This is a genomic window from Leucobacter muris (genome assembly GCF_004028235.1).
GTDB classification, from domain to species: domain Bacteria; phylum Actinomycetota; class Actinomycetes; order Actinomycetales; family Microbacteriaceae; genus Leucobacter; species Leucobacter muris.
In genome coordinates this window covers 2,528,432-2,544,200 of sequence record NZ_CP035037.1, presented here as the reverse complement: position 1 = coordinate 2,544,200, position 15,769 = coordinate 2,528,432, and the positions used below count along the sequence as shown (strand labels likewise).

The 15,769-nt window shown below is 71.3% G+C and carries 14 protein-coding genes; 11 read left to right on the top strand and 3 right to left on the bottom strand.

Going from position 1 to position 15,769, the window contains the following annotated elements; all coding sequences use genetic code 11:
* Window positions 1-12: 12 nt before the first annotated feature.
* The 5 genes from Leucomu_RS15575 to tmk all read left to right on the top strand — a co-directional run bounded on the left by Leucomu_RS15575 (window position 13) and on the right by tmk (window position 5,334).
* Entirely contained in the window at window positions 13-312 is a 300-nt protein-coding gene (locus tag Leucomu_RS15575) for a DUF4244 domain-containing protein (RefSeq protein ID WP_017883611.1), read from the top strand.
* Entirely contained in the window at window positions 290-739 is a 450-nt protein-coding gene (locus Leucomu_RS11875; protein ID WP_017883610.1) for a TadE/TadG family type IV pilus assembly protein, read from the top strand. Before Leucomu_RS15575 ends, Leucomu_RS11875 begins: the two co-directional genes overlap by 23 nt.
* A complete protein-coding gene (locus Leucomu_RS11870; RefSeq protein ID WP_228407092.1) occupies window positions 736-1,446 on the top strand; it encodes a M23 family metallopeptidase in 711 nt (236 codons plus the stop codon). Before Leucomu_RS11875 ends, Leucomu_RS11870 begins: the two co-directional genes overlap by 4 nt.
* 203 nt (window positions 1,447-1,649) lie before the next feature.
* Window positions 1,650-4,484, top strand: a complete 2,835-nt coding sequence (topA, locus tag Leucomu_RS11865) for a type I DNA topoisomerase (protein ID WP_128387353.1) — start codon at window positions 1,650-1,652, stop codon at window positions 4,482-4,484.
* Between the two features lie 217 nt (window positions 4,485-4,701).
* Window positions 4,702-5,334: a dTMP kinase gene (tmk, locus tag Leucomu_RS11860; protein ID WP_128387352.1), complete on the top strand. Its 633-nt coding sequence runs from the start codon at window positions 4,702-4,704 to the stop codon at window positions 5,332-5,334.
* A 35-nt stretch (window positions 5,335-5,369) separates the two neighbouring features.
* Here the strand turns inward: tmk and Leucomu_RS11855 are convergent, their stop codons facing one another.
* Both Leucomu_RS11855 and purL read right to left on the bottom strand, forming a co-directional pair.
* On the bottom strand, window positions 5,370-5,885 hold the full coding sequence (locus tag Leucomu_RS11855; RefSeq protein ID WP_128387351.1) for a hypothetical protein: 516 nt from the start codon (window positions 5,883-5,885) through the stop codon (window positions 5,370-5,372).
* A 182-nt stretch (window positions 5,886-6,067) separates the two neighbouring features.
* Window positions 6,068-8,401: a phosphoribosylformylglycinamidine synthase subunit PurL gene (gene purL, locus Leucomu_RS11850; RefSeq protein WP_128387350.1), complete on the bottom strand. Its 2,334-nt coding sequence runs from the start codon at window positions 8,399-8,401 to the stop codon at window positions 6,068-6,070.
* A 161-nt stretch (window positions 8,402-8,562) separates the two neighbouring features.
* On the opposite strand from purL, the gene Leucomu_RS11845 reads away from it, so the two are divergent.
* The 6 genes from Leucomu_RS11845 (at window position 8,563) to Leucomu_RS11820 (ending at window position 14,296) form a co-directional block, all read left to right on the top strand.
* Window positions 8,563-9,573, top strand: coding sequence for a hypothetical protein (locus Leucomu_RS11845; protein ID WP_128387349.1), 1,011 nt, complete (start codon window positions 8,563-8,565; stop codon window positions 9,571-9,573).
* A 23-nt stretch (window positions 9,574-9,596) separates the two neighbouring features.
* Window positions 9,597-10,073: a GNAT family N-acetyltransferase gene (locus Leucomu_RS11840; protein ID WP_128387348.1), complete on the top strand. Its 477-nt coding sequence runs from the start codon at window positions 9,597-9,599 to the stop codon at window positions 10,071-10,073.
* Between the two features lie 173 nt (window positions 10,074-10,246).
* Entirely contained in the window at window positions 10,247-11,248 is a 1,002-nt protein-coding gene (locus tag Leucomu_RS11835) for a siderophore ABC transporter substrate-binding protein (protein WP_017883603.1), read from the top strand.
* Entirely contained in the window at window positions 11,245-12,414 is a 1,170-nt protein-coding gene (locus tag Leucomu_RS11830) for an ABC transporter permease (protein WP_228407091.1), read from the top strand. Before Leucomu_RS11835 ends, Leucomu_RS11830 begins: the two co-directional genes overlap by 4 nt.
* Before the next feature lie 2 nt (window positions 12,415-12,416).
* On the top strand, window positions 12,417-13,448 hold the full coding sequence (locus Leucomu_RS11825; RefSeq protein ID WP_228407090.1) for an iron chelate uptake ABC transporter family permease subunit: 1,032 nt from the start codon (window positions 12,417-12,419) through the stop codon (window positions 13,446-13,448).
* An 89-nt stretch (window positions 13,449-13,537) separates the two neighbouring features.
* Window positions 13,538-14,296, top strand: coding sequence for an iron ABC transporter ATP-binding protein (locus Leucomu_RS11820; protein ID WP_031289876.1), 759 nt, complete (start codon window positions 13,538-13,540; stop codon window positions 14,294-14,296).
* 147 nt (window positions 14,297-14,443) lie between these two features.
* Here Leucomu_RS11820 and Leucomu_RS11815 read toward each other — a convergent pair whose 3' ends face one another.
* Window positions 14,444-15,757, bottom strand: a complete 1,314-nt coding sequence (locus tag Leucomu_RS11815; RefSeq protein WP_017883599.1) for a glutamyl-tRNA reductase — start codon at window positions 15,755-15,757, stop codon at window positions 14,444-14,446.
* Window positions 15,758-15,769: the final 12 nt, after the last annotated feature.

The window sequence follows — 15,769 nt, the reverse complement described above, 5'->3', positions numbered from 1 at the left end:
AGGGAGAACCCCATGAAGACCAGACTCGAACTCGTATCCGACCGCGGCGTCGCGGTGCGGCACCGGCCGGCTCGACGGACGCCGCCCGAGGGGAGCCTCGAGTCCACCGAGCACGCCGACCGCGCCGCACCGGCCTGCGGCGCGGCGCGCGAGCTGCTCGAAGACGATCGCGGGGCGATCACCGCCGAGTACGCGGTCGTCATCATGGCGGCCGTCGCCTTCGCCGGGCTCCTCGTCGCGATCATGCGCTCGAATGAGATCCGCACCATGCTCGTGCAGCTGGTCGAGAATGCCCTGGGCACCGGCGGCTAGCGCCCGCGTCGCGGCCGTGGGCGCCCGCGTCGCGGCCGTGGGCGCCCGCCCCACGCGGGCGCGCGAGCTGCTCGCATCGCTGCGCGGCGACGAGCGCGGCACCGTCACGGCCGAGTTCGCCGTGGTGATGCCCGCGGTGCTCGTCGTGCTCGGTCTCGCGATCGGCGGCATCTTCATCGCGGCCCACCGCATCACGCTCGTCACGCTGGCGGCCGAGGTGGCCCGGCTCGAGGCGCGGGGCGACATGGACCGGGCGCGCGCCCGGCTCGATGACGCTGCGGCCGGCGTTTCGGTGCGGAGGGAGCGCACCGGACCGCTGCACTGCGTGACCCTCGGGGCCCATCCCGGCGGCGGGATGCTCTCGGCGATCGGCATCGAGAGCCGGGCCTGCGCGGCGGTGAGCGGCGAGCACGAGGGCACGCCGTGAGCGCCCCCGCGCTGCTGGCCTGCGCCGCCGCCGCGCTCGCCGCTGCTGACGCGGCGTCCGGGTGGATCGACGGCGAGCCCTGCGCTCTGGCGCAGCGGGTCGTCGTGGAGGCGAGGGGCGAGATCTCGGAGTGCGAGGTGTCGAGCGCTACCGCCGAAGCGCGTGTGGAGGTGCGGGTCCCGGCACCGCTCGGCGGTGCGCTCGCCGTCGCGCGCGCGGGGCTGCTGCCCCGCGCGGCGTCGGCACCCGACGGGGCGGTCGGTGCGAACGGCTGGGCCTGGCCGTCGGACCTGCGGGCGATCTCGCAGGGCTTCCACGACGGCCTCTCCATCGATCTCGCGGTGACAGGCGAGGGCGCGCTCTACGCACCGTACGAGGGCGTCGTGGTGCGAGCGGGGCCCGACGGCGGAGACGTACCCGAGGCGTGTCTCGCGAGGCCCGAGTGGTGGCGCGGCGCGAACCACACCGTGCTCATGCGTCACGAGGTCGGGGGACGCACGATCTACAGCTCCCACAACCACGTGTCCCCGGGCTCGCCGCAGCGCTTCGGCGTCGCACCTGGCGAGCGGGTGCGGGCGGGGCAGCGGGTCGCGAGCGCCGGGATGAGCGGCTGCACCTCGGGCCCTCACACCCACTTCACGCTCTCCTCGTCGCCGTCGAACGCCTACCCCGATATCGATCCGTTCGCCTACCTCGGGCGGCCCTGAGCGCACCGGATCATCGGATGATGGGGATGCGCTCGGCGCGCGGGGCCGGTGGTATGAATAGAGGATCGCCGGGAATCGCCGATAGTGGTTTCTTACGCGAGAGTGTGTATCGTGTCGGTGCAGAACCGCGTGTCGGTGCATGAACCGTCAGTCGCCGCGAAGGCGACCCGCCAGCCGTGAGCTCGGAGCAACGAAGGAGACCCGTGGAGGGTACGAAGAAACTCGTGATCGTCGAGTCGCCGACCAAGGCGCGCACGATCGGCGCCTACCTCGGCGACGACTACGAGGTCATCGCGTCGGTCGGCCACATCCGCGACCTCGCCGAACCGTCGGAGCTGCCGAGCGAGCTCAAGAAGGGCCCCTTCGGCAAGTTCGCCGTCGACGTCGAGAACGACTTCGCTCCCTACTACGTGGTCAACGACAACAAGAAGAAGACGGTCTCCGAGCTCAAGCGGGCGCTGAAGGGAGCCGACGAGCTCTGGCTCGCCACCGATGAGGACCGCGAGGGGGAGGCCATCGCGTGGCACCTGCTCGAGGTGCTCAAGCCCAAGGTGCCCGTGCGCCGCATGGTCTTCCACGAGATCACCCGCGAGGCCATCGAGCAGGCGAAGCAGAACACGCGCGACCTCGACATCTCGCTCGTCGACGCCCAGGAGACCCGTCGCATCCTCGACCGCCTCTACGGCTACGACATCTCGCCGGTGCTGTGGCGCAAGGTCGCCCCCAAGCTGTCGGCCGGCCGCGTGCAGTCGGCTGCGACCCGCCTCGTCGTCGACCGCGAGCGCGAGCGGCAGGTGTTCCGCTCCGCGGAGTACTGGGATCTCACCGCCACGTTCCGCCCCGGAACCGACGCCGCCGACCCCACCGCCTTCGAGGCGCGGCTCGTGCGCCTCGGCGACCAGCGTCTCGCCTCCGGCGGCGACTTCGGCGATGACGGCGAGCTCACCGCCAGGGCGCTGAAGGCGAACGTCGTCGCTCTCGAGCAGCAGCGCGCCGAGCGCCTCGCCGCGCTGCTCACCCCCGAGACCCCCGCGACGGTGCTCTCGATCGAGACGAAGCCGCACACCCGGCGCCCCGCCGCGCCCTTCACCACCTCCACCCTGCAGCAGGAGGCCTCGCGCAAGCTGCGCTACAGCTCGCGCCAGACCATGTCGTTCGCGCAGTCGCTCTACGAGAACGGCTACATCACCTATATGCGCACCGACTCGCCGACGCTGTCGAGCCAGGCCATCCAGGCGGCCCGCAAGCAGGCGGCCGAGCTCTACGGCGGCGAAACGCTGCCCGAGAAGCCCCGCGTCTTCACGGGCAAGTCGAAGGGTGCGCAGGAGGCGCACGAGGCCATCCGGCCCGCCGGCGACGTCTTCCAGCGCCCCAGCTCGCTGAAGGGCAAGCTCACCCAGGGCGAGTATGCGCTCTACGAGCTGATCTGGAAGCGCACCGTCGCGAGCCAGATGGCCGACGCCAAGGGATCGACCGACACCGTCACCGTCGGCGCCTCGGTGGCCGAGCCCGGCGCGAACGCGCCCACCGCGCTCGAGTTCACCGCCAGCGGCACCGTCATCACCTTCCCCGGCTTTCTGCTCGCCTACGAGGAGGGGCGCGACGAGAAGCGCGGCGACGCCGAGCAGAACGTGTCGCTGCCGCAGCTCTCCGAACGACAGCGTCTCGGTGTCGCCGACCCCGAGGCCAAGGGGCACGAGACCAGCCCGCCCCCGCGCTACACCGAGGCGAGCCTCACCAAGCGCCTCGAGGAGCTCGGCATCGGCCGACCCTCGACGTACGCCGCGATCATCAGCACCATCATGGATCGCGGATACGTGACGAAGAAGGGCCAGGCCCTCGTTCCGAGCTGGATCGCCTTCTCGGTCGTGCGCCTGCTCGAGGAGCACTTCAGCGAGCTCGTCGACTACGACTTCACCGCCGAGATGGAGAACGACCTCGACCGCATCGCCGCCGGCGAGGCCGCGCGCGGCAAGTGGCTCGGCGAGTTCTACTTCGGCACCGAGACCCACCCGGGTCTGCGCGGCGTCGTCGACAACCTCGGCGAGATCGACGCCCGCGCGATCAACACGATCAAGATCGACGACCAGATCTCGCTGCGCAACGGCAAGTACGGCCCGTACCTCGAGGTCTTCGACGAGAAGTGCGAGGTCGGCGACGACGGCGCGCTCAAACCGCGCAGCGTCAACATCCCCGACGGCATGGCCCCCGACGAGCTGACCCCCGAGAAAGCCCACGAACTGGCCGACGCCGAGCCCGCCGAAGACCGGGTCGTCGGAACGCACCCTCAGACCGGTAAGCGCATCGTCGCCAAGAACGGCCGATTCGGGCCCTACGTCACCGAACTCCCCGACGACGGCGAAGAGCTGCCCAAGGGTCAGAAGCCTCGCACCGCGTCGCTCTTCAAGAGCATGGACCCGGCGACCGTCGATCTCGACACCGCCGTCGCGCTGCTCGAACTGCCCCGCACCGTGGGGCAGGATCCCGAGTCGGGCGCCGACATCACCGCGCAGAACGGCCGCTACGGCCCGTACCTCAAGAAGGGCGCCGACACCCGCACGCTGCCCAGCGAGGACGCCATCTTCTCGATCGACCTCGCCGGTGCGCAAGAGCTGTTCGCGCAGCCCAAGTACGGAGCGCGCCGGGCCTCCAGCGCGCTCAAGGAGATCGACGCCGACCCCGTGAGCGGCAAGCCGGTGCGCGTGCGCGACGGCCGCTTCGGGCCCTACGTGACCGATGGTGAGACCAACGCGACGATCCCGCGCGGCGACAGCGTCGATGACATCACCTTCGAGCGCGCGACCGAACTGCTCGCCATCAGGCGGGCCAAGGGCCCCGCCAAGAAGAAGGCCCCGGCGCGCAAGACGGCGGCGAAGAAGACCGCGGCTTCGGGAGCGAAAACGACGACGGCCAAGAAGCCCGCGGCCAAGAAGAGCGCCGCGAAGAAGGCCGTCGACCCGGCTCGGTCGGCCGCCGCGAAGAAGGCCGCCGAGACGCGCAAGGCGAACGCCGCGAAGAAGGCCGCCCAGGCGCAGTAGCCGATCCCGCCCGAGGCCGCCCGGGGCTTCGGGTCCGGGCCCGTGCGGGGCCCGTCGAGAGGCGGAAAACGCACGCGATGACCAGGGGAGGCATGCGATTTCCGCCTCTCGAGGCCGGTGGCGGAGCCGGGCGTTCCGTGCACAGGAGCGGCCTCCGCGAGAGCAGGGCCAGGGCGCGGGGTTCGCGCCGGGCGCTGAGGAGTGGAAGAGTGGAACCATGAGCGGAATCTTCATCACCCTCGAGGGCGGCGACGGCGCCGGCAAGAGCACGCAGGCCGAACTGCTCGGCGCCTGGCTCGAAGCGCGCGGGCACGAGGTCGTGCGCACCCGCGAGCCGGGGGGCACACGACTCGGCGTCGAGATACGCCGGCTGCTGCTGCACGGCGGCGAGGAGGTCGGCGAGGTCGATCCGCGGGCCGAGGCGCTGCTCTACGCCGCGGATCGTGCGCAGCACGTCGCGAGAGTGGTGCGTCCGGCGCTCGAGCGCGGCGCCGTGGTGGTGCAGGACCGCTACATCGACTCCTCGCTCGCGTACCAGGGCGCGGGCCGCGTGCTCGACGTCGTCGACGTGCGTCGGATCAGCGAGTGGGCGACCGAGGGGCTGCGCCCGGCGCTCACCGTGCTGCTCGACCTCGACCCGGCAGACGCGGCCGCGCGACTCGAATCGCGCGGAGGCACCGACCGGCTCGAGTCCGAGGCCGATGACTTCCACCGGGCCGTCCGAGCCGGGTTCCTGGGGCTCGCGGAGGCCGATCCGCACCGCTTCCTCGTGCTCGACGCCGCCCAGCCGCCCGAGGATCTGAACGCCGCGGTCATCGCGCGCGTGGCGCCCCTGCTCACCGCCCTGTAGAGACCGGCCCCGAGCGGTGCGCGTGCGCGGCGCCGTCAGACGGTGAGCCTGTCGTAGAGCGCTGTGAGGCGGTCGCCGGAGATGCTGACGGTTCGGCCGGTGAGCTCGTCCATGACCGCGGGCATCGCCACGACCTCGCCCTCCACCGCGATCACCAGCAGATTGCGCGGTGACGACTGCTCGGCGAGTGCCGCCGTGAGTTCCCGGAGCCGTTCCGAGGAGGCGTCCTCGAGCACGAGCTCGATCGACTGCGGCACATCGGGAGTCTGCTCGCTCGCCGCGACGAGCGCGACGCTGCCGCTCTCGGCCTCGACGACCGCATCGGGGTCGATGACAACGCACTGCGCCCCGCTGAGGCGTGATTCGTAGGTGTTCGGCCGGTCCGCGGGGCACGCCCCCTCGTCGACGCTCGCAACCGCGGCGAAGACGATCGGGGTGGTGAGTTCGGCCCCCGTCCGATCGACGCCTTCGCCCCCGGATTGCGCGCACCCCGATGCGGCGAGTGCGATCGCGGCGAGCATCACGGTCGGCCGCCCCCATCGGAGAGACATGATCTCACCCTAACAAGCGGGGTCGCGGTTCGGCGAGACTCCGCTCATCAGGAGCCCCGCTCGTCAGGAGCCCTGCTTGTCAGGCGCGCCGCTTCGCCGTGCGCCGCCTTGCGGCGCCCAGCTCTGCGGCGTCCGACCCTCGGCGCCCCGATCCGCAGCGCCCCGTGCCGGCGGCGCCCCGCTCACTCCGCGATGACGGCGCCGAAGCGCGACGGCAGGGTCTCCTGCGAGGCGCCGCGCAGCTCGGCGAGCGGCAGCGTGAAGCGATCCTGCACCTCGATCACGGCGTCGGGCCCGACGCCGTCGGTGACGCCGATGCGCAGCACGGGGAAGCCCCGGCCCGAGCACAGGCCGCGGAACTTCACCTCCTCCTCGTGGGGCACCGCGACGAGCACGCGCGCCTGCGATTCCGAGAAGAGCGCGGCGGTGTCGTCGACCTCGTCGCGCGACACGATCTCGTCGATCCAGACGCGCGCGCCCACGCCGAAGCGCAGCGCGCCGTCGGCGAGCGCCTGCGCCAGGCCGCCTTCGGAGAGGTCGACGGCGCCCGAGATCAGACCGCCCTGCGTGCCCGCGTGCAGCAGCTCGGCGAGCGCGCGCTCGTCGTCGAGCACCGCCACGGGCGGCCGGCCGCCCAGGTGCTGGTGCACGGCCTCGGCCCAGGCCGAGCCGTCGAGCTCGTCGCGGGTGGTGCCGAGCAGGTAGAGGTGCTCGCCCTGATCCTGCCAGCCGCTCGGAACTCGGCGGGCGACGTCGTCGATGATGCCGAGCACCCCCACGACGGGCGTGGGGTGGATGGGGGTGTCGCCGGTCTGGTTGTAGAGCGACACGTTGCCGCCGGTGACGGGCACTTCGAGCGCGAGGCAGGCGTCGGAGAGACCCTCGACCGAGCGCGAGAACTGCCACATGACCTCGGGGTTCTCGGGGCTGCCGAAGTTGAGGCAGTCGGTCACCGCGGTGGGCACGGCGCCGGAGGCGGCCACGTTGCGGTAGGCCTCGGCGAGGGCGAGCTGCGAGCCGACGTAGGGGTCGAGCTGGCAGTAGCGGCCATTGGCGTCGGTCGAGATCGCGACGCCGAGGCCCGTCTGCTCGTCGACCCGGATCATGCCCGCCCCGTCGGGGAAGGAGAGTGCGGTGTTGCCGAGCACGTACTTGTCGTACTGGTTGGTGATCCAGTCGACGGAGGCCTGGTTGGGGGAGCCTGCCACGGCGAGCACCTGCTCGCGCAGTTCATCGCCCGACTCGGCGCGCGAGAGGCCGGAGGCGCGCACGCCCGAGGCCTGCAGCTCGTCGATCCACGACGGGTAGGCGACGGGGCGCTCGTAGACGGGGCCGTCGACGGCGACGGTGCGGGGGTCGACGTTGACGATCTCCTCGCCGCGCCAGTTGATGACGAGGCGGCCGCTGTCGGTGACCTCGCCGAGCACGCTGGTCTCGACGTCCCATTTCTCGGTGACGGCGAGGAACGCGTCGAGCTTCTCGGGGGCCACGACCGCCATCATGCGCTCCTGGCTCTCGGACATGAGGATCTCCTCGGCGGTGAGCGAGGGGTCGCGCAGCAGCACGCTGTCGAGCTCGATGAACATGCCGCCGTCGCCGTTGGCCGCGAGCTCGGAGGTGGCGCACGAGATGCCCGCCGCGCCGAGGTCCTGGATGCCCTCGACGAGTTCGCCCCGGAACAGTTCGAGGCAGCACTCGATGAGCACCTTCTCGGCGAAGGGGTCGCCGACCTGCACGGCCGGGCGCTTCGTCGGGCCGCCCTCGCTGAAGCTGTCGGAGGCGAGGATCGAGGCGCCGCCGATGCCGTCGCCGCCAGTGCGGGCGCCGAAGAGCACGACCTTGTTGCCGGTGCCGGAGGCGTTGGCGAGGTGCAGGTCTTCGTGCCGCAGCACGCCGACGCCGAGCGCGTTGACGAGGGGGTTCCGCTGGTAGACCCGGTCGAACACGGTCTCTCCGCCGAGGTTCGGCAGGCCGAGGCAGTTCGCGTAGGAGGAGATGCCGGAGACGACGCCGTGCACGACGCGGGCGGTGTCGGGGTCGTCGATGTCGCCGAAGCGCAGCTGGTCCATCACCGCGACGGGGCGCGCGCCCATCGAGATGATGTCGCGGATGATGCCGCCGACGCCCGTCGCCGCGCCCTGGAAGGGCTCGATGTACGAGGGGTGGTTGTGGCTCTCGACCTTGAAGGTGACGGCCCAGCCCTCGCCGATGTCGATCACGCCGGCGTTCTCGCCCATGCCGACGAGCAGGCGCTCGCGCATCTTGTCGTTGACCTTCTTGCCGAACTGGCGCAGGTACATCTTCGACGACTTGTAGGAGCAGTGCTCGGACCACATCACCGAGTACATGGCGAGCTCGCCCGAGGTGGGGCGGCGGCCGAGGATCTCGCGGATCCGCTCGTACTCGTCGGGCTTGAGGCCGAGAGCGCCGTAGGGCTGCTCCTTCTCAGGGGTGGCGATCGCGTCGGCCACCGTGTCGGGGCGAGGGGCGTGGGTGGGGGCGGCGGTGTCGGTCACGCTCGGTGTGCTCCAGTGAGTGAGAGATCGGGATCGGCTCGCGAGCCGAAACATGCAGTCTCCAGTCTATCCCGCCCCGTGCGGGGCCGCCTCGAGGGGTCGGAGTCGCGAGAATGACGCCACGGTTGCCGTTTCACAGGGGAACGCGCAAGACTTGGAGCATGAGCGATCCGAACACGAACGCACCCCGTCCGAACCCGCAGGCGTCGCAGCCCGCGCCGGAGGCGTCGCAGCAGGGCGGCCGGCAGGAGGCCTTCTCGTGGCAGAGCGGTGCGGGTGAGAGCGCCGCTGCGGCGCGCGCTCCGCAGGCGGCGCCGGCGAAGAAGCGCAAGCGGGCCGCCAAGCCCGAGGCGTCCGGCGAGGGGCTTTCGACCTTTCTGAAGGTCAGCATCATCCTGCTCGCGGGCCTCACGGTGGCGTCGATCTCGCTGCTGTTCATCGGCGACTTCGAGGGCAAGTTCGAGCGCGTGTTCTCGACGTTCGCGCTCTTCGCGGTGTTCGTGCTGTTCACCGCCCTCGACACGCGGCGCGAGCAGAAGTCGGAGTGGTACGCGCCCGTCGCGCTCATCGCGAACGCCTACATCCTGGGGCTGCTGCTCATCGTGATCTGGATGACGCCGTACGCGTCGTTCGGACTCATGCTCGAGATCTTCTGGAAGTCGGTGTTCGTGATCGTCGTCACGAGGCTCGTGATCCTGTGCTGCCAGCTGCTGCTGGGCATGGGCGCGAAGCTGCCCGCGGTCGTGACGCGGTTCGCGTTCGTGACGAGCGTGCTCGCGGTGCTCTCGGGGATCCTCTTCACCGCTCCGGTCGGCATCGAGGCCTTCGATCTGCACATCCCGGATCTGTACTGGAAGATCGCGACCGCGCTGCTGATCCTCACCGCTCTCGGCCTCTCGATCACGTTGCTGCTGCGCTGGTCGTACGGCTCGGCCGCTCGTGAAGCCGCGCGCGCCGCTCGGGGCAGTGCCCCCGCGGCGGCCCCGCAGCCGCTCCGCCCCTCGCCCGCACCCGCCCAGCCGCAGCTCGCGCCGCAGCCCGCGCCGCAGGCGCCCGCGGTCGAGCACCCGCAGCAGCTGCTGCCCTGGCCGACCTTCCCCGACGGGCGTCCGCTTCCCGCGGGCCCGGACGGCCAGCCCGACTTCTCCGCGCTCCAGCCGCCCCGGGGGTGACCGCGGGCGTAGAGGTCCGCAGGATGCGCGTCGACGAGATCGACGCGACGGGTGAGCTGATGCGGGCGGCCTACGGAGGGGACTACCGACTCGATCCCGCCTACCTCGACGAGATCGCGGACGTTCGCGGCCGGGCCGAGACGGCGCAGCTGTGGGTTGCCGCTGATCAGGGAAGCGGTGCAGTGCTCGGCAGCGTGACGACCCCGCATCCGGGGCGACGCCTGCAGCGCGACAGCGAGGCCGACGAGATGGATCTGCGGCTGCTCGGCGTCGCCCGGGAGGCGCGGGGCCGGGGGATCGGCGAACTGCTCGTGCGGCACTGCGCGGGGCTCGCCCGGGAGCGCGGGGTGAGCCGGCTGGTGCTGCACACGGCCTCTCAGATGGTGGCCGCTCAGCGGCTCTACGAGCGCGTGGGGTTCGAGCGGGTGCGCGAGCGTGAGCGGGACTTCATCGCGATGGGCGAGCGGAGGCTCTTGATGGTCTACGCTTTGCCCGTCTGATCTGGGCTTCCGTGACGCTGAACCGAAATCGGGTTGAACATCAGATGAATGTATGTATAGGCTTACTCAGAGGTTCCGGGGGGTCGTGATCGCGTCGCCCGGGATCGCGAAGCATCGATGCGCGCACCGCGTCGGTGCTTTCTTTTTGCCAGCCCAACCTCAGGAGAACACCAGTGTCCATCCGCACCACCCGTAGCGCAGCAGTCGCGCTGACCCTGGGCGCCGCACTCGTCCTCTCGGCTTGCGCATCGAGCGCCCCCGCCGGCGAGGAGCCCGCGGAGTCGGCCGACGCCACCACCGTCACCATCACCGACAACCACGGCGAGGTCGAGGTTCCGGTCAACCCCGAGACCGTCGTCGCGCTCGACAACACGATCTTCGACACCCTCGACGAGTGGGACGTCGAGCTCGCGGCTGTGCCGAAGGACGTCATGGGCTCGGTGTGGCCCGACTACATCGACGACCCCGAGGTCGCCAACGTCGGCAACCACCGCGAGCCGAACCTCGAGGTGATCGTCGCGGAGCAGCCCGACCTCATCATCGGCGGCTACCGCTTCGGCGACTATTACGACCAGATCAAGCAGCAGAACCCCGACGCGGTGGTCATCGAGATCTCTCCCCGCGACGATGAGGACGAGTTCGACGAGCTCAAGCGCCAGACCGAGATCCTCGGCCAGATCTTCGACCACGAGGACGAGGCGACCGAGCTGAACGAGGGCCTCGACGAGGCGATCGCCGGTGCGAAGGAGGCCTACAACGGCACCGACACCGTCATGGCCGTCAACACCTCGGCCGGCCAGATCGGCTACCTCGCGCCCGTCGTGGGCCGCGGCCTCGGCCCGGTGTTCCCGGCGCTCGGCTGGAAGCCCGCGCTCGAGGTCGAGGGCGCGACCGACGACCACCAGGGCGACGACATCAGCGTCGAGGCGATCGCCGACTCGAACCCCGACTGGATCGTGGCGCTCGACCGCGACGCCGCGTTCGCTCCCGAGGAGCGCGAGGCCGGTTCGGCTCCCGCCGACGAGCTCATCAAGAACTCCGAGGCGCTGCAGAACGTGCCCGCCGTGCAGCAGGACCGCATCGTGGTGCTCGATCCGAACTTCTACCTGACCGAGGGCGTCCAGGCCTACACGAAGCTGTTCACGCAGCTCCAGGAGGCATTCTCCGCCGCATGAGCCGCTCGGCCATGACCCCGGAGGGGCCCGACAGCGGGGCGCCCGTTCGCGAGAACGGGCGCCCCGCTCGCCGCGTCCGCCGCACCGCGACCGCCGGCACCGCGACCGCCGCCGCGACCGCCGCCGCGACCGCCGGCACCGCCTCGGCCCCCGCCGGCGCCGAGGCCGGTGGCACGGCGGTGATCGGCGGCACGCGGCCCGTGGCCCCCGAGCTCGCCCCGCCGAGGCGGCGCCCCTGGCTGCTCGTCGTCGCGGCGGTCGTCGTGCTCGGTCTGCTCGCCGCGTCGCTCGCGATCGGCGTCTACGACATCACGGGCAACGACTTCGGCTCGGAGATGTTCTGGATCACCCGCGTGCCCCGCACCCTCGCGCTCGTGCTCGCGGGCGCCGCGATGGCCACGAGCGGCCTCGTGATGCAGATGCTCACCCAGAACCGCTTCGTCGACGCCACCACCTCGGGCACGACCGAGTGGGCGGCGCTCGGACTGCTGCTCTCGGCGCTGCTGCTGCCGGGGCTCGGGCTCGTCGGCAAGATGGTGATCGCGAGCTGCTTCGCCTTCGTCGGTGCGATGCTGTTCATGCTGATCCTGCGACGCATCGTGATCCGCACCACGCTCGTCGTGCCCCTCATCGGCATCATGCTCGGCGCGATCGTGAGCTCGCTCACCACCTTCCTCGCCGCGCAGTTCAACCTGCTGCAGATGCTCGGCACGTGGTTCATGGGCAGCTTCACCGCCGTGGTGCGCGGCCGCTACGAGGTGCTGTGGGTGGTCGCGGTCGTCACGATCCTGGTCTTCCTCATGGCGGATCGCATCACCGTCGCGGGGCTCGGCAAGGACGTGGCGACGAGCGTGGGCGTGCGCTACGAGGCGATCCTGATCGGCGGCACGGCGCTCGTGGCGGTCGCCGCGGGCGTCACCACGGTGGTCGTCGGCTTCCTGCCCCTGCTGGGTCTCGTCGTGCCGAACATCGTCTCGATGATCCGCGGCGACAACGTGCGCAGCAATCTGCCCTGGGTGTGCCTGGGCGGGATCGCGCTCGTGGTGGTCTGCGACATCATCGGCCGCCTCATCATCATGCCGTTCGAGATCCCGGTCTCGATGGTGCTCGGCCTCGTGGGCGCCGTCGTGTTCGTCACGCTCCTGCTGCGGCAGCGGGAGAGGTGATCATGGAGAGCAGCATCGTCAGGCTCGCGAGCACGGGGGAGCCCCCGCTCGCGCCGTCGTCGCGTTCCTCGCGCTGGCGCGACGCGCTCCCCGTCGTCGTCGTGTTCGCGGCTGCGGCGGCCTTCGCCGTCGCGATCCTCGTCTACGGCAAGCCGGCGCCCGCGGGCAGCTCGGGGTTCTGGGTCATCGTGCAGTCGCGCCTCACGTCGCTCGGCACGATCGCCTTCGTCGCCGTCGCCCAGGCGCTCGCCACCGTGCTCTTCCACACGGCCACCTCGAACCGCATCCTCACCCCCTCGATCCTGGGGTTCGACGCGCTCTACGTGCTCACCCAGACGGCGCTCGTCTTCGTCTTCGGCACGACGGCCGCGAGCATGGAGGGGATCCCGAAGATCATCGCCCAGAGCGTGCTGATGGTGCTGTTCGCCACCCTGCTGTACGGATGGCTGTTCTCGGGGACGCGCGCGAACCTGCACCTGCTGCTGCTCGTCGGCGTGGTGCTCGGGATCGGCTTCGGGTCGGTGTCGACCTTCATGCAGCGCACGCTCACCCCGAGCGAGTTCGACGTGCTGAGCGCTCGCCTCTTCGGCAGCATCAGCAAGGGTAACCCCGACTACCTGCCGATCGCGGGCGCCATCGTCTGCGCGATCCTCGTGTTCGTGTGGCTGCGCCGGCGCACCTACGACGTCGTGGCCCTGGGCCGCGACGTCGCCGTCGGGCTGGGCGTGAACTACCGGCGCGAGGTGGTCACCGTGCTCGTGCTCGTGGCGGTGCTGGTCTCGGTGTCGGCCACGATGGTCGGGCCCATGACCTTCTACGGCTTCCTGGTCGCGACCCTCGCGTACCAGTTCGCCCGGGGCGACTCGCACGCCGAGACGATCCCGCTCGCCATCGGCATCGGGCTCGTCACGCTGCTCGGAGCGACCTTCGTGCTCAGGCACCTGTTCGCCGCGGCCGGCCTCGTGACCGTGATCATCGAGTTCGCGGGCGGCCTGCTGTTCCTCATCGTCCTGCTGAGAAAGGGGATGCGTTGACCGACGCACACATCGGAGCCGGGGCGGCAGCCCCGGCCGACGCTAGGAGCGCCGCCGCACCTGACGGGCCGCCGCGCTCGGTCGCGGGCATCGAGCTGCGCGGCGTCGAGAAGACCTATTCCGGCCATCGGGTGCTCGGCCCCGTCGATCTCAGCATCGAGCGGGGCGGCGTGACCGCGCTCATCGGCCCGAACGGGGCCGGCAAGTCGACCATGCTGACCATCATCGGACGACTGCTCGAGCCGGACAGCGGGCGCGTGAGCGTGGGCGGCCTCGACGTGCGCACGGCCAAGTCGAAGCAGCTCGCACAGGTGGTGTCGATCCTCAAGCAGGAGAACCACTTCATGGCGCGCCTCACCGTGCAGCAGCTCGTCACCTTCGGGCGCTTCCCGCACTCGGCGGGCCGGCTCACCGAGACCGATCAGCGTGCGATCCACGCCGCCATCGCATTCCTCGACCTGGCCGGGTTCGAGCACCGGTTCATCGACGAGCTGTCCGGCGGTCAGCGCCAGCGCGCCTTCGTGGCCATGGTGCTCGCGCAGGACACCGACTTCGTGCTGCTCGACGAGCCGCTGACGGGGCTCGACATGCGGCACGCGGTGAGCATGATGGGGCAGGTGCGCGCGGCCGCCGACGCGCTCGGCAAGACCGTGGTGCTGGTGATCCACGACGTGAACTTCGCGGCCGCCTACGCCGACCGGATCGTCGCGCTCGCCGAGGGGCGCGTCGTCGCCTCGGGCACGCCCGACGAGATCATCACGTCGGAGGTGCTGGAGCGCGTCTTCGAGACCCCCGTCGACGTGGTCGAGCACGGCGGGCACCGCGTCGCGGTCTACTACCGGCCGTAGGCCGCCGACGCTGCCGGCGGGTGCGGGCCCGGGGCTCGGCACACGGGTGCGGCCGCGGGGCTCGGCCCGTGCCGCGGGGTGCGCCGATGTTTCGGACCGTGGCGCTGCCGTCGGATCCGCAGGATCGGCGCGGTCCGAGGTGCGGGATCAGGATCCTGGTCCGCCGCGTGCCGGTTCCTCGCCGAGAAGCGCGGCGACGGCGGCGACCCCTTCGGCGGCGCGCCCCTCCCGGGCCAGCTCGCGGAGGCGCACCGTCGGCCGGTGCAGCAGACGCCCCGCGAGGTGGCGCAGGGCGGCCTCGGTCTCAGCCGCGACGCCCGCGCTGTTCGAGTCCACGGCCTCGCGATCCCGGATCCTCGCGATCTCCTCTTCGAGGATCCCGTTCACGAACGACCGCAGTTCGCGCAGAGCCGGCACGGCGCCCCGCTCGGCGCGCAGAGCCGCGAACTCGGCGGCGGCGGTGCGCACGATGTCCCGGGCCTCGAGCTCGGCTCCGAGTTCGGGGATGGGTGCGTGCAGCGCGATCGTCTCGAGGTCGAGCAGCTCGACGCCGGCGACGCCGGCGACGTCGGTGGAGATGTTGCGCGGGAGACCCATGTCGATGAGCAGCCGGGGCCGGGTACGGTTGCGCGCGGGCGGAGCGATCCTGCCGAAGCGGGAGCAGAACGGCGGGCTGCCCTCGGTGACGGTCTCGTCGAAGCGCTCGCGCGTGAGCAGCGGCTCGTGCACGGTGCTGCAGGCCACCACCAGGTCGGTGTCGCACAGCTCGGCGTCGAGCGCGTCGTGCTCCACCGGTCGGATGCCGTGCGAGTCGGCGAAGGCGCGTGCCCTGCCCGAGGGGGAGTAGACCCCGATGCTGCGCGCGCCGCGGGCGCGCAGCGCGGCGAGGCTCGCTCCCGCGTAGGCGCCGGTGCCGATCAGCAGCACCCGGGCGGCCTGCCAGTCGCCCACGCGGCTGTCGACCATGGTCAGTGCGAGCTGCACGAGCGACCGGCCCTGGGTCTGCAGGCCGGTGCGGTGCTTGATGCGCTTCGAGACGACCATGGCCTGCTGGAAGAGCCGCTCGAGTTCGGTGCTCGACCGTCCCGATGCGCGCGCGGCGTCGATGGCGCGCCGCACCTGCCCCGTGATCTCGCCCTCGCCCACCGAGACCGATTCGAGGCCGCTCGAGACCGCGAAGAGATGCTCGACGACGGCGTCGCCCCGGTGCACCGAGCACGACGCGGCGAGTTCCGCGGGCGCCAGGTCGGCCGCCCGCGCGAGGCCGTCGAGCGCCTGCTCCGGCGCGAGCCCCGGAGCGTCGAGGTAGGCCTCGAAGCGGTTGCACGTCGCGAGCACGACGGCGCCGCGGGCGAGCTCGGGGTCGCTGAGCGCGGCGGTCACCGTGTCGGTGCGTCGCTCGATCCGCTCGAGCAGCGCCAGGTCGGCGTTTCGATGATCGACGGTGAGGCAGAGCAGCATGGGTTCTCGGGA